This window comes from Arthrobacter sp. NPDC093139 (assembly GCF_044754165.1).
Classification (GTDB): Bacteria; Actinomycetota; Actinomycetes; order Actinomycetales; family Micrococcaceae; genus Arthrobacter.
The window spans coordinates 21,164-43,408 of sequence record NZ_JBIVOO010000015.1 but is presented as its reverse complement, the minus strand read 5'-3'; the positions used below and the strand labels follow the sequence as shown (position 1 = coordinate 43,408).

Below are 22,245 nucleotides of genomic sequence, written 5' to 3'. Positions count from 1 at the left end.
CAGTTGGAGTAACCGGTGCAGCCCGCTCCCCTGTGCACGGCCGTCTGTCTCCTCAGTTCCTAAGCCGGTGGGCCCGCAACGGAACGGCGGCGGCGGCGCCGAGTCTCGGTCCAGCGCTGTGCAACATGTCCGGGATGAAGTCGGCGGGTGCGGGATGGTCGGGTAGGTCGGCGAGGTAGGCCCGGTGGGACTCCAGCGAGGCAACGGAAGCAGCGACATCCTCGTCGGTGACCTCGACGGCGTGGGTCGGCTGTGCTGTTCCGGAGACCAGCAGCCAAGTGGCACCCCACGGCGGCAGCCCCTCGTCCTCAGCCACTTCCGGGAAGATCCAGGCGTTGCCAGCGGCGGCCACTGCGTCGACCGTGGCCAGTCCGGCCACTCGGTGATCGGCCTGGTTGAGCCCCCAGGGAACTTCGATGTCCCAAGACACGGTGACGACTGCGTCTGGCTTGAACCGGCGGATCACGCGTGCAATGTCGCGGCGCAACTCCAGCGTCGGCTCCAGGACACCGTCAGGATAATCGAGGATCGTCAGGTCCCGGACGCCGACAACCTCGCAGGCGGCACGTTGCTCATCGGCCCGCAGCGGACCTGCCTCGGAGGGCGGGCGCTGCATCCCGGCCTCGCCGCTGGTCAGCAGCAAGTACGCGACCTCGACCCCCTTGCGCGTCCAGTGGGCCACGGCAGCGGACGTACCGTACTCCATATCGTCAGGATGGGCGACCACGCACAGAACGCGCCGGACGTTGTCGTCGGGCAAGGGCTCGAGCCGGTCCGTTTCCGTCATGATACTCAGCCTACTGAACAAACGATGTGGGCATCAGGGCCAAACCAGAACACCGCGCCGGACACCGGCTCATCCCTAGGTCCAACTGCCGCCTACCCATCGTACCCAGGACGAGAAGGGCGGAGGTCGCCCCTGTAGTCATGCAGTAGCGCCCGGGACAGCACCTTGAACAGTCATGAGAAAAGGAACAGAGAACAAGCCGGCGCAGACCGCTCCCCAGTCCAACCATGTCATGTCGCTCCGACCAGGCCCCGCCATGAAGGAGTATCAACCCAGAAAATATCGCCCGCTTAAGGAAAGAGGCATTAGGCCACAGAAACAGTCACCCACAGATGGCCCGTGGGGCCAACATAAAACGAGTTTTGTACACAGTCAGAGGCCCAAAAGGGCCCCTGACATGGGAAAACGTGCCCGAGGTGGGACTCGAACTGCATTCCTGCCCTTGCAAACCCTGGGAGCTTGCGAAAACAAAGCAATCCGAGTCAATCCTGCACCAGTACAACCCAGTCCGAAGCCCGAAGTGTGGACAATGCCCACACTTTCTTTTGTCATATTCCAACTCCAAAAGCGGGCGTCAGGAGGGGCTTTCCCGTTGTGACGAAACGTCCGTTATCGGTGTTCTAAGGGATGGCGCCCGAGGGATCGTTGAAGTGGGCGAGACAGTGGCGGGCGGGTGGTGGATAGCGTGGGTGCGGTGCGTTAGGATTCTCGAATCAAGGGGAGTACTCCCGTCTGCGACTGACCCGTCACTACGGATGCAGCAGTGCATCCCGGGTCGTCGGTTCCGGTTATGTCCGGGCGGAGGAGACCTTGGCGCCTATGTCCGACGCCTACCCTTTGGAGCATCCCTCATGCAGGTCACACCCCTGATCTGGTTGATCACCATTGCCGTGACGATCCTCTTCTTCGTCTACGAGTTCTTCGCGCACGTGCGCAAGCCCCACGAACCGACCACTGCCGAATCGGCACGCTGGTCCGCCTTCTACATCGGCCTCGCGCTGCTATTCGGTGTCGGCATCGGCGTGGTCTCGGGCTGGACGTTCGGCGGCGAGTATTTCGCGGGCTACCTCACCGAGAAGGCCTTGTCGATCGACAACCTCTTCGTCTTCCTCATCGTGATGGTCAGCTTCGCGGTACCGAAGATGTACCAGCAGAAGGTGCTGATGATCGGCATCAGCATCGCCCTGATCCTTCGCGGCGGGTTCATCGCCATCGGCGCGGGACTGATCGAGAACTTCTCGTGGATCTTCTACATATTCGGCGCCCTGCTGCTCGTCCTGGCCTACAAGCAGGCGTTTGGCAGCGATGACTCCAACCCAGCCGACGGCAGGTTCATGCGGCTCGTGCGCCAGGTTCTGCCCGTGACCGACGAGTACCACCAGGACAAGCTCACCGTGAAGAAGGGCGGCACGCGGTTCGTCACACCGATGCTGCTGACCATCATCGCGATCGGTTTCGTGGACCTCATCTTCGCAGTCGATTCCATCCCCGCGATCTACGGCCTGACCAACGAGGCGTACATCGTCTTCACGGCCAACGCCTTCGCGCTGATGGGCCTGCGCCAGCTGTTCTTCCTAATCGGCGGACTGCTCGAACGCCTGATCTACCTCGCGCAGGGACTCGCCGTCATCCTCGCGTTCATCGGCGTGAAACTCGTCTTCCACGCCCTGCACGTCAACGAGCTGTCCTTCATCAACGGCGGCGAGCCGCTCCTCTGGGTGCCCGAGATCCCCATCTGGTTCTCGCTGCTGTTCATCGGAGTCACCATCGCCGTCGCCACCATCGCGAGCGTGCTCAAGACCCGCGGCGACGCGGAGAAGAACGACCGCCACCTGGTGGACGGCGAGCGGGTGACCGCAGCGGAGGACCGAAACGCGGAACCTCACGCCGACGGGACCACGAGTGCCACCGCGGGGGCCTCAAAGTAGTTGCGGCGCGAGGCTGCGACAGGGGCGGCCGGAAGGAGCAGATGGGTAGCTGCTCCTAATCCATTCCGCAGCCCCCTCGGCGCAGTAGGGCACAGATGCTCTTCAGGCAACCTCATAGCATGCACCCGGTCTCGCAAGCTGCAGTCGGCGAGATAGCCCGTCGGATGCTCCAAAGAGGGGCTTCTCAAAGCCTACTCCTGGGTTACCCCTGCCCACCGAGCACACGCAGCAGGCGTACGACCCGGCGTCGGACTTCACCGCAAAGTGAACCTGGGCGGATGCCAATCAGATCAGTATTGCCCCGGTCAGGTTCCTGCAGCGCGGTCTTGGAGAGTGCCAGCCGGACAGCTGCCCCGTAAGCAGGAGTCCGCGCGCGTCGGTCGCGCCGGCAGGCGGAGGGAGAGTCCGCGCAAAGCCTTAATCCGCATCCGTGTGGGCGCTCTATGATTGACGAAGCGCGTCGATGCGCGGCTAACCCCGGCACATTTGTGAAGGTCCGTTGGGCGAGCTTGGTCGAAGAGGGGAATTTGAAAGTGGCGACGATGGCGGATGTTGCACGTCTCGCGGGCGTCTCCCGAAGCACAGTCTCGTATGTGCTCAGCGGGACCCGGCCGATTTCCGGCGAGACGCGCGAGAGGATTCTCGCGGCGATGAAAGATCTGGACTACACCCCGAACGCTCTGGCTCAGGGACTCGCCGGGAGACGAACAGGAATCATCGCATTGATCTTTCCGCTCAGCGAGATCGGCTTCAATCTCACTGAATTCGAGTACATCAGGGGGGCTTCTGAGCAGGCCCGCGAAGACGGCTACCACCTTCTCCTCTGGCCCTTCGGCGCCGGCGAAATCGACGAGGTGCGCAAGGTCGTCAATCAAGGCCTCGTCGAGGGCGTGGTACTGATGGAAGTCCTGACGAGCGACGAGCGTGTGAATTTCCTGCTCGAAGCTGATATTCCTTTTACCACGATCGGCCGGACTGCAGATCCGCATGAGCTGGCTTATGTCGACACCGATTTTGAGGCAAGCGGCTCCATGGCGGTGGAGCACGTCGCCCGCCTGGGACATACGGAAATTGGTTTCCTCGCCCGGAACCAGACTGACCTGGACGCGGGCCACGGGCCTGTTGTGAGAACGCGGGACGCGGTCCTCGCCGCAGCAAAGAAACTGGGCATCCGGGCGCACGTCTTCACGGCATCGCCAACTTTTCCGGCCGGCTGGGACGCCTTTGACAACATCATGGCCACCGCCCCCGGCCTGACGGCGCTCCTTGAACTCAACGAACCGGCGACCCTTGGCCTCATGGCAGCCGCCGCGGAACGGGGAATAAAAATCCCGCGGGACCTTTCCATTGTTGCGGTGAACGCCAGCGAGGGAGCCGCGCAGATGACCAGGCCCGCACTCACGAGTGTGTCCCCGAGCCACAGCGATCTGGCCCGTCTGGCAGTGAAGTACCTCGTCAGGCGCCTCCGCGGCGAAGACTATTCGGCCTTTCATACCCTCGTCATTCCCGAACTGATCGAACGCGGCAGCACGGCCGTCGCCCCTTCCTAAAAGGCCTACACACCCACCGTCCTCAGTGTGACTGTTGACACTCCTGCCCTGCATCTTCTATTCTCGGTTATTGACGCGCGTCGACGAAGCGCGTCGACGACTGCGTCGGCCGGTTCGCGCAAGCGTAAGTCGACCATATGCCCCGGTTTCCGGAAAGCAGACAGGAAGCAACTCTTGAGCACTAAAACCTCAACCACCCATAACGACATCAATGAAGTGTTGTCGGGGGCAAACTGGTGGCGTCAGGCCGCCGTGTACCAGATTTACCCGCGCAGCTTCTCCGACTCGAACGGGGATGGCCTGGGCGACATCGCGGGCATCACGGCCAAGGTCCCGTATCTGAAGTCACTCGGGATTGATGCAGTGTGGCTGAGCCCGTTCTACCCGTCTGCTCTGGCCGACGGCGGCTACGACGTGGACGACTACCGCGACGTGGACCCCAGGCTGGGCAGCCTGGCGGACTTCGATAAGATGACCGCCGCGCTGCGCGCGGCGGGCATCAAGCTGATCGTGGACATCGTGCCCAATCACTCCTCTGACCGGCACGAGTGGTTCAAGGAGGCCCTGGCCTCACCGAAGGGCTCGGCTGCCCGGGACCGCTACATCTTCCGTGACGGGCTGGGGGAGAACGGCGAGCTCCCGCCGTCGGACTGGGATTCCAAATTTGGCGGTCCGGCCTGGGAGCGTATCACCGAGCCGGACGGCACTCCCGGGCAGTGGTACCTGCACCTGTTCGCCAAGGAACAGCCCGACTTTAACTGGGGCAACCCCGAAGTCCGTGAGGACTTCCTGAAGACATTGCGCTTCTGGTCAGACCGCGGAGTGGACGGCTTCCGCATCGACGTCGCACACGCCCTGATCAAAGACCTCTCTGAGCCCATGCCCTCCAAGGCCGAGCTGCCCGTTGAAGGCACCGGAATTGATGGCTTGGTCGACGGCTCGCACCCGTTCTGGGACCGCGACGACGTGCACGAAATCTACGCCGAGTGGCGAAAGGTCTTCAACGAATACGCCCCTCCCCGGACAGCGGTCGCCGAAGCGTGGGTCCATGCAGTCCGGCGCGGCCGCTACGCCAGCCCAGAAGGACTCGGTCAGGCCTTCAACTTCGACCTGCTGCAGGCCGACTTTGACGCAGGACAGTTCCACAGCATCATCACTAAAAACCTGGCCGAGGCCGCAGCGACCGGAGCCCCCTCAACATGGGTCTTCTCCAACCACGACGTCATCCGGCACGCCACCCGCTACGGCCTCCCCTCTGACGGCGGACGCCACGGCCAGGAGTGGCTGCTGGATGGTGGTTCCCCGTCTGCTGTCGACGTCGAAGTCGGTCTGCGTCGTGCCCGCGCCGCATCCTTGCTGATGTTCGCCCTGCCCGGCTCCGCCTACCTCTACCAGGGTGAAGAGCTCGGGCTGCAGGAAGTCGGGGACATCCCGGCTTCCGACCGCCAAGACCCCTCGTTCTTCCGCAATCCGGGCGTTGACATCGGCCGCGACGGCTGCCGCGTCCCGCTTCCCTGGACCACAGAAGGCCTCGCGTTCGGATTCAGTGATGCCGCAGCACACCTGCCGCAGCCGGAGTGGTTCAGCAGGTACGCCGTCGAGGCGCAGGACGGCACCCCTGGCTCTACCCTCGAGCTCTACCGTGAGGCACTGCGGCTGCGCCGCAGCCTTCAGACCGAAGAACAACTCAAATGGCTCAACCACACTGATGATTCGGTGCTGCACTTCATCCGGCCCAACGGATGGCAGTCGGTGACCAACTTCGGCACTGAGCCCGTCGACCTGCCGGCCGGCACCGTCGTTATCAGCAGCAGTCCGCTGACGGATGGAAAGCTTCCGGCCGACACCACCGCCTGGATCATCTGATCCCCACCACCAACCGACCCGAGTCCCGGCACGGGTTCACTTACAAAGGAGTAGTCATGAAAGTTAAGATGACCGCCACGGCGGCACTGATGATGGCAGGCGCGCTGGCGCTATCTGCCTGCGGTGGAAACACGAGCAGCGGAACCACCGCCGGTGGTGGGGATGCCGCAAGCAACCTGGACGGCCGTGGTCCCATCACGTATGTGCAGGGCAAGGACAACACCGGCGTGGTCCGTCCGCTGATCGAAAAGTGGAACGCCGCGCACCCGGACGAGAAGGTCACGTTGAAGGAGCAGACCGACCAGGCTGACCAGCAGCACGATGATCTGGTGCAGCACTTCCAGGCCAAGGACGCTGACTACGACGTGATGTCAGTCGACCTGGTCTGGACCGCGGAGTTTGCGGCCAAGGGCTGGCTGCAGCCGCTGAAGGACAAGATGGCGATCGACACCGCCGGAACCCTGCCCTCCACCGTTGCAGGGGCCTCCTACAACGACACCCTGTACACCGCACCGCAGCATTCCGATGGCGGCATCCTGTACTACCGCAAGGACCTCGTTCCCACCCCGCCCAAGACCTGGGACGAGATGATGCAGATGTGCTCCATCGCCAATGAGAACAAGATCGGCTGCTTCTCGGGCCAGTTCAAGCAGTATGAGGGTCTGACGGTTAACGCCTCGGAGGCCATCAACTCGGCCGGTGGCTCCGTGCTGGACAAGGACGGCAAGCCGAGCCTGAACACCCCCGAGGCCAAGGAAGGCCTTGGAAACCTCGTGGAGGCATTCCAGAACGGCAACATCCCGAAGGAAGCCATCACGTACCAGGAAGAGGAAAGCCGCCGGGCGTTCCAGTCAGGGAACCTCCTGTTCCACCGCAATTGGCCGTACGTCTACAACCTGGCCACCACTGAAGCGTCCTCGAAGGTCAAGAACGTCCTGGGCATGACGGCACTGCCCGGTAAGGACGGCCCCGGCGCATCCTCCCTGGGCGGACACAACCTCGGCGTCAGCGTCTACTCCGAGAACAAGGCCACCGCGCTGGATTTCCTGAAGTTCATGACTTCGGAGGAGACCCAGCGGTTCTACGCCACCCAGGGGTCCCTCGCACCGGTGCTGAGCAGCCTGTATGACGACGCCGCGCTCGTGAAGAAGCTTCCGTACCTGCCGGTCCTGAAGACTTCCATCGAGAACGCCGTGCCGCGCCCTGTCACGCCGTTCTACCCGGCCGTCACGCAGGCCATCCAGGAGAATTCCTACGCAGCGCTGAAGGGCGACAAGCCGGTGGAGCAGGCACTGTCTGACATGCAGGCGTCCATCGAAGCCGCCGGTGCAGGATCGTAGTCCAGCCATGGCAACCGAAGTAGGCGTGGGTGAGGACAACAAGATCCTCAGCCAGGGCAAATGGGCCACCTGGCTGCTGGCCCCGACCATCATCGCGCTTGCCGTGGTGATCGTTTACCCGATCATCAGCGCCATCGTGATGTCCTTCCAGAAGGACGCCGGGCTCGACCCCGCCACCGGGCTTTTCACGGCCGGTGGCCCTGCGGGCATCCAGAACTACGTGAACTGGATCGCGCAGCAGTGTGCCACCGCCGGCGGCGGGACCGTTGCGTGCCCTCCCGGAACCTTGGGAGCCCAGTTCTGGTCCGCTACCGGCACCACCTTCATCTTCACCATCATCACGGTGACCCTGGAGACCATCCTTGGCTTTTGGATGGCCATGATCATGGCCCGCTCCTTCAAGGGCCGCAGTCTCGTCCGCGCCGCCGTGCTCGTCCCGTGGGCCATCCCCACCGCAGTGACGGCACAGCTGTGGCTGTTCATTTTCGACTTCCAGGGCATCGCCAACAAACTGTTCAACACCTCCATCCTGTGGACCGGAAGCGAGTGGCCGGCCAGATGGGCAGTCATCATCGCGGACACCTGGAAGACCACTCCGTTCATGGCGCTGCTGATCCTGGCAGGCCTGCAGATGATCCCGGCCGAAGTCTATGAGGCAGCGAAAGTGGACGGAGCCACCGCCTGGCAGCGGTTCAGCATGATCACCCTGCCGCTGGTAAAGCCGGCGCTGATGGTGGCAATCCTCTTCCGCACGCTGGATGCACTGCGCATGTTCGACCTTCCGTACATCCTCACGGGCGGTGCGAACAACACCACCACGCTGTCCATCCTTGTCATCAACCAGATCAGGCAAGGGTTTAACTCGGCGGCGGCGTTGTCCACCATTACCTTCATCATCATCTTTTTGGTCGCTTTCATCTTTGTCCGCTTCCTTGGGGCGAACGTTGTGGAGCAAAGCGGCGCCACCGGTAAGGGGAAGAAATGAGCACCGGGACAGCCCTCCGGGCAGAGCAGGACAGAGGCCGCCGCGCCTCTCAGAACAAGGAGAAGTGGGCGCAGGGCCGCACGTACATCAGTGCGGCAGTGATCCTGGTCTGGTGCCTGGCACCGGCGTACTGGATGGTCGTCGTGGCCTTCCGGGAGGTCGGCTTCACCTACGACACGTCCTTCTTCCCCACGCATGTCACGCTGGATAACTTCGTTACGGCGTTCGACACGTCCTTCGGCAACAGGTTTGGCCAGGCGCTGCTGAACAGCATCTTCATCGGCGTGGTGGTTACCGCCATCTCGCTGCTGATCGGTGTTTTCGCCGCCTACGCCCTGGCCCGGCTGAACTTCCGGTTCAAGTTCCTGGTCCTGGGCTTTATCCTGGGCGCCTCCATGTTCCCCGGCGTCGCACTGATCACGCCGCTGTTCCAGCTGTTCACCAACATTGGCTGGATGGGCACCTACCAGGCGCTGATCATTCCGAACATCTCGTTCGTGTTGCCGCTGACTGTGTACACGATGACGTCCTTCTTCCGCGAAATGCCGTGGGAGCTCGAGGAGTCGGCACGTGTTGACGGCTGCACGCAGGGGCAGGCCTTCCGGAAGGTCATCATGCCGCTGGCGGCTCCGGCCATCTTCACCACGGCCATCCTGGCGTTCATCTCGTCCTGGAACGAGTTCCTGATCGCCAGCCAGCTCTCCAGCGATGCCACCCAGCCGGTGACCGTGGCCATCGCGAACTTTGCCGGGGCCCAGCCCCAGCAGATCCCCTACACGGCGATCATGGCAGCCGGCACCATCGTCACCATTCCGCTGGTGATCCTGGTGCTCGTGTTCCAGCGCAAGATCGTCGCCGGCCTCACCGCCGGCGCCGTCAAGTGACAGGTTCGGCTGTGGGTGGGGAGCAGAACCACGGACGGGTCCGCAGCGAACACAGACGGGCCCGCTCCGGGGAAGATTTCGACATCATCATCGGATTCCTGGGCTTCTGGACCGTCGTGCTGGTGGTCACCGTCTGGATGGAGCTGACCGCCCAGCCCGCCCTCGGCTGGGCACTCGGCCTGCTCGCCATCTTGCTGGCGCTCTACGGCATGATGCGGGTTCGCCGCCGGCTGCCCGCCCGGACCGCTACGCGGCGCAGCTAAGTATCTGAACAGTCTCTGAGAAAATTCCGACCGCGACGACGAAGATGAATAACGAAGAGTTCCGGCCAGAATTATCTGTCCGGAACTCTTCGTGGTTGTGCTGTGGTCCATTGCTGGGAAGTATCACGCCCGAACGGGTGACCGAGCTGGTGCAGCGGGCAGCCAGTGGAACTCCCAAATCCTGTCCTCGCCAGCGAATACGGCATCAGCAGTTAAACGGTGTACCAGTACCTCCGTCAGGCCAAGCTGACGTGAATCCCTCCCCTACTGACGCAGGCGTAATGCCGCGTTTGGAGCCGCGCCAGCTTAACGGAAGGCCGGTTATCGGCGAGCCGAAAATTGCCGGGGGAGTGCTCGGAACAGGGCTGCCCAGGTCATTTTTCGGTGGGTTTTCACCTGTTAAGCAACGGAAGAATAGATCATTCTGAACCAGTTACCTTCAACCATCCTGGGGGCTGACCCTGACTGCCTGATAGCTCCAGATTCAGCGTAGCGGGGTAGTTACATCAGCGCTGAGCCTCAGAATCGCGGCGTCAAGATCTTGGCGCACCCCTTGCCCGGCTCGGTCCGCTTATTGCTCTCACCGCGAGGGAATGAACGTGCCGCCGTGAGCAGGGCCGGCAGGCGGCGCCGTTCCTTCTTACTGCCCGTGTCAGAGAGAGCGACGTTGACCCTTTGCACAATATTGTGACGCGCATCATGGAAAATCCTTGACAATCTTGTACAACAGTTTCCATACTGGTGACGAAGGGTTTCAACGAAGCAACTGGAGGACCAATGCCGGCCAAACTTACGGACGTCGCAAAGCTCGCGGGTGTATCGCTGGCGACGGCGTCGAGGGCGTTCAGCGATCCGGGCCGGCTAGCCGCCGAAACGCGTCAAAAAGTGGTTGACGCTGCCGTGCAGCTTGGCTACGACGTGCCTGGTCTCTCCGGGAGCCGGACCTTCGGCGTCGTTGTTCCTGACATCTCCAACGCCGTCTTCGCGGTACTGATTAAGTCCATTCAGGACCAGGCATGGCACGGACGGCACAGGATGGTGCTGGCAGACACTTCTGAATCATCCACGCGGGAACGGGACCATCTCGAGTCGTTCACGACAGGCGTCGACGGCATCATCCTCTGCTCGCCCCGCCTGCCTTCGGACCAGATTCAGCAGCTCGCCGGCAACACACCCCTTGTGGTGATCAACGGTGAGGCAGACCACGCGGCCCGTGTGCTGATGGAAGCCGGCGAAGGCCTCCGGCAGGCCGTGGAACACCTTCATGCACTCGGCCACCGCAAACTCGCCTACATTCCCGGTCCGGTCTCGTCCTGGGCGAATGGGCAGCGCCTTACAGCGATCAGCCGTTTCTGCGGCGACTGGGGAATCGAGCTGGTGACCGTTGGTAACCAGAATGCCACGGTCGACGGCGGCCTTGCCGCTGCAGCGTCGGTCGTCGCCAGCGGCGCCTCCGCAGTGATCGCCTACAACGACCTGGTGGCGATCGGCATGCTCGCCGGGGCCCGGACCCTCGGATACCACTGCCCCGAAGACATCAGTGTCGTGGGCATCGATGACCTCGACATCGCAGCAGCCGCGGAACCGGGCCTGACGTCCGTGCGCGTTCCGATTGGCCGGAGCGGTTCCCTCGCACTCGAACTCCTCCTCGAACAAATCGCTGGAAAGCCCTCCACTACCGAGGCCGTCCACCTCAGCTCACAACTCATCGTCCGCGGCTCCACCTTCGCCGCACGCAACGCAGACCACGCCCTCCAAGGAAAGTAACCATGAGAATCGTTATCGCAGACCCCAACCTGATGCCCCAAAGGGCGACCCTGGAGGCGGCGCTCCCGGCCGGTGCCCTCACGTCTTGGCACGACAGCTGGAACGAACACTCGGTCCTGACCGATCTTAAAGACGCCGACGTCTACGTGGGACCCAAGTTCACCGAGGCGATGGGTGCACAAGCGCCTAACGTGCGCCTGGTGCATGTCGCCGGGGCAGGCTACGACGGCATCGAAGCCGACGCCCTGCCAGCGGGCGCGGTGTGCGCCAACACCTTCCACCATGAAGGCTCCATCGCCGAGTACATCGCCGCCGCTTTGGTCGCACTCCGCCGGAACCTGCTTGGCCAGGACGCGGCCCTTCGCAGCGGCGTGTGGGCCTCCTCCGTGTATTCACAGGACATCCCCCAGCCGGAAACACTCCGCGGAGCCGTTGTCACGTTCCTTGGCTTTGGCCATATCGGCAGCGCGGCTTGGAAACTGCTCCAGGCCTTCGGGGCTGAAGGCATCGCCATCACCCGCAGCGGCAGCGTTGACCCAAAGGAAAACGGTCTGCGCTGGGCCGGGACCACCGTCCGCCTTAACGAAGCGCTCAGTGAATCCGACATTCTCCTCGTCAGCATCCCACTCACCGCCGAAACAACAGCGCTGGTGGGCGCCGAGGAGCTGAACAGCCTCGGCCCGAAGGGCCAGGTCGTCAATGTGGCCCGCGGCCCTGTCGTTGACGAAGCCGCGCTCTACGAAGCCCTGAAGGACCGCAGGATATCGGGGGCAGCGATCGACGTCTGGTACCAGTACCCCGGTACCGACGGGCGGAGCGTGCCATCCGCCCTGCCATTCGACCGGCTCGACAACATCATCATGACCCCGCACTCCTCCGGCGTCACCGCCGAAACCTTCCGCGGCCGTGCCCTCGAAATCGCCGAGAACATCACCCGGCTGTCCAGGAACGAAGCCCTGAAGAACGTGGTGATCTCCCGATGAGCCGGAAAATCGTCGACGTCGACGTCCTTGTCACCAGCCCAAGCCGTAATTTCGTCACCCTGAAAATCACCACCGACGACGGCATCGTCGGCTGGGGAGACGCGACCCTTAACGGCCGCGAACTCTCCGTCGCCAGCTATCTCCGCGACCACCTCGCCCCTGCCCTGCTCGGACGGGACGCGGACCGGATCGAGGACACCTGGAACTACTTTTACCGCGGCGCGTACTGGCGTCGCGGGCCGGTGACCATGGCCGCGATAGGCGCCATTGACCTCGCCCTGTGGGATATCAAGGGCAAAGCCCTGGACGTGCCGGTCTACCAGCTCCTGGGCGGCGCGGCCCGCGAGAAGATCCTCACCTACACCCACGCCACAGGCTGGGACATCCCGCAGCTGCTGGACTCCGTGGACCAGCGCCGCGAACAGGGCTTCCGTGCCGTCCGGGCCCAGTCCGGTGTCCCCGGTCTGGACAAGGTTTACGGTGTCACCAAAGGCGCCGCGAGCTATGAACCGGCCGGCCGCGGGGCCGGACCAGTTGAAGAAGACTGGGACACCTCGGCCTACCTGCGCCATGCACCCAAGGTTCTCGCTGCCGTGCGTGAGCACGTGGGCCCGGAACTGAAGCTGCTCCACGACGTCCACCACCGGCTCAACCCCACCGAAGCGGCCCGCCTCGCCAGGTCCTTGGAAGACGTCGACCTGTTCTGGCTTGAAGACGTTACGCCGTCTGAAAACCAGCGGCTGCTGCGCACCCTGCGCCAGCAGACCACCATCCCCCTGGCCATCGGCGAAGTCTTCAACACCATCTGGGACTGTGAACTGCTCATCACCGAACGGCTCATCGATTTCATCCGTACAGCCGTCGTCCATGCCGGGGGCATCTCCCACGTCCGCAAGATCCTGGCGCTGGCTGAGGTCTACCAGATCAAGGGCGCCCCGCACGGTCCCTCGGACGTCTCCCCGATCAATCTCTCCGCATCCCTCCACCTCGGGCTGGCGACCACCAACTTCGCCATCCAGGAGTACATGGGCTACGACCCGGTGGTGTCCGAAGTCTTCCAGTCCAGTTTCCGCTTCGAGGACGGCTACCTCCACCCCGGAGAAGAACCCGGCCTCGGAGTCCAGGTGGATGAAGCCGCAGCAGCCCGGTTCCCCTACAAACAGGCGTACCTGCCCATCGCCCGTGAGCTCGACGGCTCCATGAAGGACTGGTAAAAACATGAACCCCTCCAGCATCCCGCAGCTCTCGGCCGCCCTCCCGGGAATCCTACGACGGCCAGCCGCCCCGGCCCCCGGCATCGTCCACCTCGGACTGGGCAACTTCCACCGCGCCCACCAGGCCGTTTACACCGACGCCGCCGTCACCGCCGCCGGCGGAGACTGGGGCATCATCGGTGTTTCGAACCGCTCATCCGCGGTCCCGGACGCCATGCACGCCCAGGACATGCTCTACACAGTGGTAGAGATTTCGCCGGAAGGTTCAAGGTTCTCGGTCCCGCGGGTCCACACCGACGCGTTCACGGCAGCGAACAATCCGAACCGTGTGCTTCAGGTCATCGGCGACGCCGCGACGCGCATCGTCTCCCTGACGGTCACCGAAAACGGCTACCACTACACCCCGGCCACGGGCTCCTTGAACCTGCAGGACCCGGCCATCCGCCACGACCTCGAAAACGCAGCTACTCCCCGGACGCCCATCGGACAAATCGTCCGTGGCCTGCAGCACAGGGCCAGGACCCATGCACAACCGGTGACAATCCTCAGCTGCGACAACCTTGCCGATAACGGCCACCACACCGAGCGCCTGATCAGGGAGTTTGCCTCACAGCTCTCCCCCGCGGAGGGCACCGAAACACTGGCCTTCATTGACACCTGCACCAGTTTTCCGTCCTCCATGGTGGACCGTATCGTGCCGGCAACAACAGAGCACTACCGCAACCTCGTCGCAGCCCAGACCGGGTACACGGACAGCATCCCGGTCCCGGCCGAGCCCTTCACGATGTGGATCGTTGAAGACAACTTCATTGCCGGACGACCTGCCTGGGAAGCCGGCGGCGCCGTGTTCTCCAGTGACGTCGCCGGGTACGAACAGCTCAAAGTCCGGCTGCTCAACGGCACGCATTCCCTGATCGCATACCTCGGAGCCCTCTCCGGTGCTGTCACCATTCCCGATTCCGTCGCCCACACCCACATCGAACTGGCTGCCCGCTCGGTGCTGAGGAACGAATACCTTCCCAGCGTCTCGGTACCGGCCGGCGTGGACGTTGACGCCTACGAAGAACAGCTCTTTTCCCGCTGGCGGAACACCGCACTGGGTCACCGGACCAGCCAGGTCGGCTCCGACGGATCGGTAAAACTCCGACAGCGCATCCCGCTTCCGGCGCTGCAGATGCTCGAAACAGGGCACATGCCGCACCTGCTGGCACTGACCACAGCGGCCTACCTGACCTGCATCGCACCGCTGAGCGGATTCGACCCCGGGCCGCAGGCCGCTGCCATGGAAGACCCGGCCCGCGCGCTGCTCTCCACACTGGCGGCCCAGTCCCATTCCGGCCAGGACCTGGCCGAACGGGTTCTCGCCGAACATCACCTCCTCGGTGAGGAACTGGCGGGCCAGGCCGGCTTCATCAAGCGCACGGGCGAACTCATCGACACCCTCCACGCCCATGGACCCATCGCCGCGATCGCAGATGCCGGCACGCCCGCACACCCTTACGCAGCCACCCGGAGCACACCATGACCAGCCAAATCCTTGCCCCTGAAGCCCAGACTGAACTCCCCACGACCACCGACGCAGCCGTCCTCCATGCAGCCCTGGACATCCGGATCGAAAACAAACCCCTGCCGCCGCTTGGCCCCAGGGATGTTCTGGTGGAGATGCGCTCCGGCGGCATCTGCGGTTCCGACATGCACTACTACGCGGACGGCCGTAACGGAACCAACATCCTGACCCAACCCACCGTGCTGGGACATGAAGGCGCGGGAGTCATCATTGCCGCGGGGCCGCAGGCCAGCCTGGCCACGGGTACCACCGTCGTTATCGAACCGGCGCTCCCCTGCCATGACTGCCCCACCTGTCTCTCGGGCCGGTTCAACCTCTGCCCGTCGGGTACCTGCTTCGGCTCACCCCCAACAGATGGGCTCTTCGCCCGCCACGTCGTGGTCCCCGAAGCTGCCCTCCATGTGTTGCCCGACGCGGTCCCGGCCGAAATCGGAGCAGCCATCGAACCGCTCGCAGTTGCTGTCTGGGCTGTCGAACGGGCCCAGGTCCAGCCCGGACACCGGGTGCTCATCACCGGCGCCGGTCCTATCGGTCTGCTGGTGTCCCAGGTGGCAGCCGCCAAGGGGGCAGCGGAGATCGTGGTGACTGACGTGAACGATGACCGGCTCGCCGTCGCCGGCACGTTCGGGGCAACCCGCACCATCAACACCGCCACGGCTCCCCTGGACCTGGAAAACATGGACCGCCTGATCGAGTGCTCCGGCAACACGCTCGCCTTGGCCAGCGGCATCTGCACCCTGGCGCCGGCCGCCCGCGCCACGGTGGTGGGCCAGGCCAGGCCAACCGTGGACGGGATCCCGCTCGGATTCCTCCAGCGCTACGAAATCGACCTCGTCACCGCCTTCCGCTACGCCCATGCCTTTCCCACCGCGATCAGACTCGCTGCATCAGGAGCAGTAGACCTGGCAGCCGTCGTCACCAGCACTTACCCGCTCGAAGAGGCCGCGACCGCGCTCACGGCCCCTGTAACCGACCCCACCAACCTGAAAGTCCTCATCACCTACTGACTTCCCATAGGGTCCCCGCGCTGAAGGCGTGCGCGGACCCTACATACAGAAGCATCCATTCAAAGGAGTATGGAAATGACCACAGCAGCACACGTTCCCCATCAGGAACCTGACCAAAGCAAGGTCCGCAAAGCAGCCCTTGCCGGCCTCATCGGCACCACGCTGGAACTATATGACTTCGTTATCTACGGGACAGCGGCTGCCCTTGTGTTCGGCCAGCTGTTCTTCCCCAACGAATCCCCGGCCGTCGCCATGATCGCCAGCTTCAGCACGTTTGCCGTGGGCTTCCTGGCCCGTCCCCTCGGCGGCATTTTCTTCTCACATTACGGGGACCGCCTCGGCCGCAAGTGGGTCCTGGTGACCACCCTGCTGATCATGGGCGGCGCGACACTGCTCATCGGCCTGTTGCCCACGTACGAACAGATCGGTGTTTGGGCTCCGATCCTCCTTGTCCTCTGCCGTGCAGGCCAGGGCTTCGGTGCCGGCGCCGAGCAATCAGGTGGCGCCACCTTGCTGACTGAATCCGCCCGTCTCGGGACCCGGGGCAAGATGGCATCGCTGATCATGGTCGGTGCCGCAGCAGGCACCGCTCTCGGCGCACTGGTGTGGATGGCTGCCCAGGCACTGGCGCCGGACGACATGATGAACTGGGGCTGGAGGCTCGTCTTCCTCTCCAGCATCTTCGTCACCATCGCGGCAATGATCATTCGGCGCAAGCTTGACGAGTCCCCGGTCTTCGAAGAAATTAAGCGGACCCGTGAAGAACCCCCCGCTCCACTCAGGGAGGTTGCGAAGTTCGGCAAGGCCAACGTCCTTCGCGTCACGATGATGACGTTCGGCGTCAGCGCACAGTCCTACACCATCCAGGTATTCATGGCGACCTACCTGATCTCAGTAGTCGGAACAGACCCCAAATTCATCCCTCAGGTACTCCTGATCGGTGCACTTTGCGGCGGCGTGGCAGCAGTTGCTTTCGGAATGCTGTCAGACAAGATCGGCCGCCGGCGCGTCGTCTCGATCATCACCGGAGCGCTAGTGCTCTTCCCCGCACCGGCCTTCATGCTTCTCACCACCGGGTCGCCCGTGGCCATCATCCTGGTGATGGTAGTCGGCTTCATGCTGGCCTGCCAGGGCGTCGTGGGCGTACACATGAGCTACTTCCCGGAAATCTTCGGCAGCCGCTACCGCTACGCCGGCGTCACCCTCGGCCGCGAATTCGCCTCAATCATCGGCGGTGGCGTTGCCCCGATGATCTGCGCCGGACTCCTGGCACTCTTCAGCAACTCCTGGATCCCTGTTGCCATCTACATGTCCCTGGTCATGCTCGTCAGCTTCATCGCAACGAGGATGACACCGGAAACCCTCAACCGCGATCTCACGGACCCCGAGGATGCCCAGTGGAACAACAAGATCACCGCAGAGAACGCAGCCACGTCAGAAGTGACGGCCGCGCAGCACGCCAAGTAAATCGTTCCCACAACCCGACGGCGGCATCCGCCGCCGTCGGGCACCGTTTTTCCCCGCCTGACCACTAAAGGAACCTCCATGCAGCGCCTCGATGACCAAGGCACCTTCTTCCGCCCGGCCCCTTCCGCCATCCTCGACACCACCCGGGTCGTGGCCGTCCTCCGCGCCGCTCATGCCTCCAACTATGCTCCCGTCATTGAGGCGCTGCAGCGCGGCGGCGTGCTGAGCATCGAACTGACCCTCAGCACGCCAGGAGTCTGGGATGAACTGCCCCTCCTCCAGGAAAGGTTCGGGGACGCACTCGAAATCGGCGTCGGGACCGTCACCGCAGCAGCTGAAGCGGAAATTGCCCTTGACCTTGGCGCAGCCTATCTCGTTACCCCTGTGACCGACCCAGACGTCATCACGGCCTGTGTCCGCCGCGGTGTCCCCGTCTACCCCGGCGGCCTGACGCCCACCGAACTCCATACCGGATGGAAACTTGGCGCCACCGCCGTCAAGGTCTTCCCGGCCTCCACCGTTGGCCCCGGCTATGTTTCCCAGCTGCGCGGCCCGTTCCCTGACATCCAGGTCATCCCGTCCGGTGGAGTGAACATTGAAGACGTTCCGGGCTGGATCAGGGCAGGAGCCCTTGCAGTGAGCCTGGGCGGGCCCTTACTGGGGGACGCCTTCAAAGGCGGAGACCTGCACGAACTCACCTCCAGGTCCCGGCTCGTCCGCGATCTGGTGGACAAAACCGCAGAAGAACTTGGTGCCAGCCAGTGAACGCAGCGCAGTATGTCCTTACCTTCGGTGAAACCATGGCGCTGATGCGCGCTGACCAAGTCGGTCCCCTCGCCCATGCCTCCACCCTCAGCCTTGGCATCGGGGGCTCGGAATCCAATGTCGCCATTGGCCTTCAGCGGCTCGGCGTGCAGGCCGTCTGGTGCGGACGTGTCGGCTCGGACTCACTGGGGAATCTGGTCGAACGCGAGATCCGCGCTGAAGGCGTCGATGTCCGCATCGCCGTCGACCCTGCCGCCCCCACGGGGCTCATGATCAAAGAACGCAGGACTCCGTCCACCCAACGAGTCAACTATTACCGGGCAGGCAGCGCCGGATCCGGCATCAAACCCGAAGACATCAACGAACAACTCATCACAAACGCCGCCCTGCTGCACGTCAGCGGCATCACCCCGGCACTCTCCCCTCAAGCGGAGGCGACCCTTAAATACGCGGTGGAAACAGCAAAAACCCACAACGTAATGGTTTCCTTCGACCTAAACTTCCGCGGAAATCTTTGGCCACCAGAGAAAGCGGGCAGCCTGTACCACGACATCATTCCGTTTGCAGACATTGTCTTTGCCGGCGATGACGAAGCCGCAATAGCAGTAGGCCCAGGTGAACCCGAAGAGCTGGCCCGGCGAATAGCTGTGCTCGGGCCAAGCCAGGCTGTCATCAAACTCGGCGCGGACGGCGCCCTGGCCCTGGTCGACGGAACAACATTCCGGCAGGAAGCGGTCACCGTAGACGCAGTAGACACCGTAGGCGCCGGAGACGCCTTCGTCGCCGGCTACCTCGCCGAACTCATCATGGGCAGCGGACCGGAAGAAAGGCTCAAGACGGCCGCAGCAACAGGAGCGTTCGCATGCCTCGTCCCAGGCGACTGGGAAGGCTTCCCCCGCCGCCACGAACTCCAGATGCTCCAAACCCGCGAGCCCGTAAGCCGTTAACGGCAACGCCGGCGCTCCCCGGGTGTCGTCCCGAGAACAGAAAATGACAACCAAGGCGCTGTACCCCGAACCATGGAGAACACGATGACCCCGACAAGCGCGAACCAAGATCACCTGTTTGTTGGCGCCTATGCTGCTGCGCCAAGTCTTTCCGGATGGAATCCCAACGACGAAGAGAAGTTCCTGGCTTCTGTCTTTGCCTTAGATGGCGTTGGCGGGTTGGAAGTGCCGATCACCGACAAACTGCATAAGTACGACGAGGCATGGTTCCTGCGGCAGCTCCCCGAGCACGCCCAATTTGTAGTGACAACTATACCCGGGACAATGTCGCGGCTGGAGGCCGACAAGGGTTTTGGTCTAGCCTCCACTTCCGAATCCGGGCGAAGGGCAGCCCTTGATTTTGTCAAGGAAGCACTGGAAGCAGTCAAGCGGCTGAACCACCAGATGGGGAAATCCTCGGTTGTTGCACTGGAACTACACGCCGCCCCCGTGGCTTTTGGAAGCGCCGCTACCGCTGCTGCCCTGGAAGCCTCTCTAATAGAAATCTCCTCCTGGGACACACACGGCGCCCGCCTCGTCCTGGAGCATTGCGACGCACTCATGCCGGACCAGGCCCCGGCCAAAGGGTTCCTTGCCCTGGAACTCGAAGCGCAGGCAGTCAAAAAGGCTAATGACGCCACAGGCAACCCGATGGGTATGGTCATCAACTGGGGCAGGTCCGTCATCGAACAGCGGCGACCAGAAGCAGCACAGGAGCAAATCGCCTTCCTTCGCAGTTGTGACCTCCTGGGCGGCGTTGTCTTCTCCGGATGCGCCGATGTGGACACCAAATTCGGCAAAGCCTGGGGCGATGTCCATGTCCCCCCAGCCCCCGTTACGGCCACTGATACCTGGGTCCCACAGGGCACCAACACGGACCAGACTCTCTTGGAGCCCGCCTCACTCCTGACCGCTGGCCACATCAAATCCTGCCTCCAAGCCGCCGGCCCACTACCGGAGACAGGCTTCCGAGCCATCAAGGTCGCAGCACCCCCCAACGCCAGCGTGGACCAAAAGGTGACGGTCATATCCCAGAGCCTCACCGCCGTACGTCAAGCGGCAACGGACATATCAGAAACTGCGGTGGCCCCGACAACCCACTGATGCCGCACCTGCAGGATCTGACTCGGCATGAAAGGGAACACAACCACCGGTGCATGATCTTCCCGTCCAATGGCTACGAAGTGAGGACTGACGATGAACTGTAAGGCTTCGGCAGAGAAGGGATCCACGGCATACACCTCCGCCGGCACTTGATAGGGACTCTTCCCATCTGTCCTGATCAGGACCGAGACTGTCGAGGCGACCCCAATATACAGAAGTTGGAACTAAGAGATGAAGAAGGCTATAAGCCTGCTGGACCAACGCGAATGGGATGCGGTTGAATTCGGCAAACAGAACAAACATACACAAGGTACTCACAGCAAGTACCTTTCGTGCATCTCCTGCGAAGCACGTGTTAGGTTCAACCCCGGCTCAGTGAAACGACGAGCCACCTTCGCAGCCCGTCACACAGCGAATTGCGTGCTGAAGCGAGCGTCGTGGAGTGCATTCCAATACCTCACCTAGCCGACTCGAATTCTCTGAACGAGACTACGGCAGTGCCGGAAAATCGACGTGGGCAGCTTAAGCGTAGATAAAAGGACTCACCGGCGCAGGAACAGGCCCGTCCTGGTCGATTTTGAACTCATCCCCTTTTGAACAACCGTGTAGGGCGGAGCCTGGCCAAAGTTCTGGCGAACAAGTCTCTTTTGTAACCAGACTCATCAGGTTCCGAGTATGTGGTGCACTGCGGGGATAGTACGGGTAGGCCACACCCCAACCTGACGTCAGACCGAGGTGTGAAGGGTGTTCGGCGGGCCCGGCTTCACCGTGCTCTAACACCGGCGCCAGGACTCATGTACTCACACCTAACCGTGGACACGGCCCCTACGGCCACTCCAATAAAGCTGACGTAGGTGTGGACACTGTCCACACCTCCTTTGGCGGTACAAATTTGTCCCCTCGACTCCCTAGCGAAACAAAAGCGGCTTTCGAAGACCGTTCCGCCTCACAGAGGTTCCGTCATGTCGTTCCCGCACCCGAAAGCCATGAACAGATGTTGGCCACCCCAGACAAACCCACAAAAAGCGGGAGGAGGAACCACATAACCCCAGAACAGAGCAGGCGGAGGGCCCACCAGCCAAGGCACTGAGTCCGCCACCCATACACCTGAATAAGCCACGCGGCGGCCAGGCCACAGCCCGCACACCTAGCGTCAGAGGGACGCCACCACAAGCTTTGTACACACGTCAAAGCAAAATCGCCTCTGAACAGGGAAAACACTGTGCCCGAGGTGGGACTCGAACCGCATTCCCGCCCTTGAAAACACTGGGAAGTCCCGAAAACATGGGCAATCCGGCCCAGTCCGGCACCAGTTCCACTCAGTCCGAGGCCAAAAGTGTGGACATTGTCCACACCTCCTTTCTGAGAGATTTCGACGCACACATAGCGACCGCCGCGCTCCCTTTTTTGGGGGCGCGGCAGTTCCGTGTTCTGCGCCTGTTCTGTGGAGCGTTTGCAAGCCAACCGATGAAGCAAACGAGAAAGTATATTGCTGCTCCTGCTTTGAGTGGGCACCGATTACGCGAAACCCCAGGCTAGTTGCCCTGCGCTACCTCTTGCTTAGCGGCTAGCACCGTCAGCTTGTCCATCCCTGGCCTGGTTAAAAGTGCGCTGGCTGCTCGTCATGCAAATGTCGTTTCCGGCGAGCACCACGGCTGCCATGCTCCACGGCGGCGACATTCATACCTGTCAAAGGCCCAAACACGAGCCCTAGTGGCAAAGTCTTGCGGAAGGGAGAATGCCTGCGTAATACGAGAAACAGTCCCGGGCGGTGTAGAACCA

At 62.7% G+C, this 22,245-nt stretch carries 17 protein-coding genes; 16 read left to right on the top strand and 1 reads right to left on the bottom strand.

Features of this window, described 5'->3' with window-relative positions; genetic code table 11:
- Nucleotides 1-52: 52 nt before the first annotated feature.
- Nucleotides 53-787 (bottom strand): PIG-L deacetylase family protein, encoded by a 735-nt coding sequence (locus ACIP90_RS18435; RefSeq protein ID WP_400581037.1) that lies wholly within the window; start codon nucleotides 785-787, stop codon nucleotides 53-55.
- Nucleotides 788-1,638: 851 nt separating this feature from the next.
- Between ACIP90_RS18435 and ACIP90_RS18430 the strand changes: the two genes are divergently transcribed.
- The 16 genes from ACIP90_RS18430 to ACIP90_RS18355 all read left to right on the top strand — a co-directional run bounded on the left by ACIP90_RS18430 (nucleotide 1,639) and on the right by ACIP90_RS18355 (nucleotide 20,463).
- Nucleotides 1,639-2,715, top strand: a complete 1,077-nt coding sequence (locus ACIP90_RS18430) for a TerC family protein (protein ID WP_400581036.1) — start codon at nucleotides 1,639-1,641, stop codon at nucleotides 2,713-2,715.
- Between the two features lie 443 nt (nucleotides 2,716-3,158).
- Nucleotides 3,159-4,265, top strand: a complete 1,107-nt coding sequence (locus tag ACIP90_RS18425) for a LacI family DNA-binding transcriptional regulator (protein ID WP_400581035.1) — start codon at nucleotides 3,159-3,161, stop codon at nucleotides 4,263-4,265.
- Between the two features lie 174 nt (nucleotides 4,266-4,439).
- Nucleotides 4,440-6,131 (top strand): glycoside hydrolase family 13 protein, encoded by a 1,692-nt coding sequence (locus ACIP90_RS18420; RefSeq protein WP_400581033.1) that lies wholly within the window; start codon nucleotides 4,440-4,442, stop codon nucleotides 6,129-6,131.
- A 56-nt stretch (nucleotides 6,132-6,187) separates the two neighbouring features.
- Nucleotides 6,188-7,471: an ABC transporter substrate-binding protein gene (locus ACIP90_RS18415; RefSeq protein WP_400581031.1), complete on the top strand. Its 1,284-nt coding sequence runs from the start codon at nucleotides 6,188-6,190 to the stop codon at nucleotides 7,469-7,471.
- A gap of 7 nt (nucleotides 7,472-7,478) precedes the next feature.
- A complete protein-coding gene (locus ACIP90_RS18410) occupies nucleotides 7,479-8,456 on the top strand; it encodes a carbohydrate ABC transporter permease (RefSeq protein ID WP_400581029.1) in 978 nt (325 codons plus the stop codon).
- Nucleotides 8,453-9,340, top strand: coding sequence for a carbohydrate ABC transporter permease (locus ACIP90_RS18405; protein WP_400581028.1), 888 nt, complete (start codon nucleotides 8,453-8,455; stop codon nucleotides 9,338-9,340). The genes ACIP90_RS18410 and ACIP90_RS18405 overlap by 4 nt, the downstream gene beginning before the upstream one ends.
- A gap of 11 nt (nucleotides 9,341-9,351) precedes the next feature.
- The gene (locus tag ACIP90_RS18400; RefSeq protein WP_400581026.1) at nucleotides 9,352-9,603 is read left to right on the top strand and encodes a hypothetical protein; all 252 of its coding nucleotides are present in this window, start codon (nucleotides 9,352-9,354) and stop codon (nucleotides 9,601-9,603) included.
- A gap of 777 nt (nucleotides 9,604-10,380) precedes the next feature.
- Nucleotides 10,381-11,370, top strand: coding sequence for a LacI family DNA-binding transcriptional regulator (locus ACIP90_RS18395; protein ID WP_400581025.1), 990 nt, complete (start codon nucleotides 10,381-10,383; stop codon nucleotides 11,368-11,370).
- A 2-nt stretch (nucleotides 11,371-11,372) separates the two neighbouring features.
- Entirely contained in the window at nucleotides 11,373-12,353 is a 981-nt protein-coding gene (locus tag ACIP90_RS18390) for a 2-hydroxyacid dehydrogenase (protein ID WP_400581023.1), read from the top strand.
- Nucleotides 12,350-13,567 (top strand): D-mannonate dehydratase ManD, encoded by a 1,218-nt coding sequence (gene manD / locus ACIP90_RS18385; protein ID WP_400581022.1) that lies wholly within the window; start codon nucleotides 12,350-12,352, stop codon nucleotides 13,565-13,567. Before ACIP90_RS18390 ends, manD begins: the two co-directional genes overlap by 4 nt.
- A gap of 4 nt (nucleotides 13,568-13,571) precedes the next feature.
- Nucleotides 13,572-15,092, top strand: a complete 1,521-nt coding sequence (locus ACIP90_RS18380) for a mannitol dehydrogenase family protein (RefSeq protein WP_400581021.1) — start codon at nucleotides 13,572-13,574, stop codon at nucleotides 15,090-15,092.
- A complete protein-coding gene (locus tag ACIP90_RS18375; protein WP_400581019.1) occupies nucleotides 15,089-16,141 on the top strand; it encodes an NAD(P)-dependent alcohol dehydrogenase in 1,053 nt (350 codons plus the stop codon). Before ACIP90_RS18380 ends, ACIP90_RS18375 begins: the two co-directional genes overlap by 4 nt.
- A 75-nt stretch (nucleotides 16,142-16,216) precedes the next feature.
- Nucleotides 16,217-17,608 (top strand): MFS transporter, encoded by a 1,392-nt coding sequence (locus ACIP90_RS18370; protein ID WP_400581018.1) that lies wholly within the window; start codon nucleotides 16,217-16,219, stop codon nucleotides 17,606-17,608.
- A 78-nt stretch (nucleotides 17,609-17,686) separates the two neighbouring features.
- Nucleotides 17,687-18,373, top strand: coding sequence for a bifunctional 4-hydroxy-2-oxoglutarate aldolase/2-dehydro-3-deoxy-phosphogluconate aldolase (locus tag ACIP90_RS18365; RefSeq protein ID WP_400581016.1), 687 nt, complete (start codon nucleotides 17,687-17,689; stop codon nucleotides 18,371-18,373).
- On the top strand, nucleotides 18,370-19,320 hold the full coding sequence (locus tag ACIP90_RS18360; protein WP_400581014.1) for a sugar kinase: 951 nt from the start codon (nucleotides 18,370-18,372) through the stop codon (nucleotides 19,318-19,320). The genes ACIP90_RS18365 and ACIP90_RS18360 overlap by 4 nt, the downstream gene beginning before the upstream one ends.
- Before the next feature lie 84 nt (nucleotides 19,321-19,404).
- Nucleotides 19,405-20,463 carry a DUF4862 family protein gene (locus ACIP90_RS18355; protein WP_400581013.1) on the top strand — a complete coding sequence of 353 codons (1,059 nt, stop codon included), beginning with the start codon at nucleotides 19,405-19,407 and terminating at the stop codon, nucleotides 20,461-20,463.
- Nucleotides 20,464-22,245 lie beyond the last annotated feature (1,782 nt).

Excerpts from the sequence above, each read along its gene's own strand:
- ACIP90_RS18435 (WP_400581037.1), bottom strand. The coding sequence starts at position 787 with ATGACGGAAACGGACCGGCTCGAGCCCTTGCCCGACGACAACGTCCGG.
- ACIP90_RS18365 (WP_400581016.1), top strand. The coding sequence starts at position 17,687 with ATGCAGCGCCTCGATGACCAAGGCACCTTCTTCCGCCCGGCCCCTTCC.
- manD (WP_400581022.1), top strand. The coding sequence starts at position 12,350 with ATGAGCCGGAAAATCGTCGACGTCGACGTCCTTGTCACCAGCCCAAGC.
- ACIP90_RS18430 (WP_400581036.1), top strand. The coding sequence starts at position 1,639 with ATGCAGGTCACACCCCTGATCTGGTTGATCACCATTGCCGTGACGATC.
- ACIP90_RS18355 (WP_400581013.1), top strand. The coding sequence starts at position 19,405 with ATGACCCCGACAAGCGCGAACCAAGATCACCTGTTTGTTGGCGCCTAT.
- ACIP90_RS18410 (WP_400581029.1), top strand. The coding sequence starts at position 7,479 with ATGGCAACCGAAGTAGGCGTGGGTGAGGACAACAAGATCCTCAGCCAG.
- ACIP90_RS18425 (WP_400581035.1), top strand. The coding sequence starts at position 3,159 with ATGATTGACGAAGCGCGTCGATGCGCGGCTAACCCCGGCACATTTGTG.
- ACIP90_RS18375 (WP_400581019.1), top strand. The coding sequence starts at position 15,089 with ATGACCAGCCAAATCCTTGCCCCTGAAGCCCAGACTGAACTCCCCACG.
- ACIP90_RS18370 (WP_400581018.1), top strand. The coding sequence starts at position 16,217 with ATGACCACAGCAGCACACGTTCCCCATCAGGAACCTGACCAAAGCAAG.
- ACIP90_RS18390 (WP_400581023.1), top strand. The coding sequence starts at position 11,373 with ATGAGAATCGTTATCGCAGACCCCAACCTGATGCCCCAAAGGGCGACC.
- ACIP90_RS18415 (WP_400581031.1), top strand. The coding sequence starts at position 6,188 with ATGAAAGTTAAGATGACCGCCACGGCGGCACTGATGATGGCAGGCGCG.
- ACIP90_RS18395 (WP_400581025.1), top strand. The coding sequence starts at position 10,381 with ATGCCGGCCAAACTTACGGACGTCGCAAAGCTCGCGGGTGTATCGCTG.
- ACIP90_RS18405 (WP_400581028.1), top strand. The coding sequence starts at position 8,453 with ATGAGCACCGGGACAGCCCTCCGGGCAGAGCAGGACAGAGGCCGCCGC.
- ACIP90_RS18380 (WP_400581021.1), top strand. The coding sequence starts at position 13,572 with ATGAACCCCTCCAGCATCCCGCAGCTCTCGGCCGCCCTCCCGGGAATC.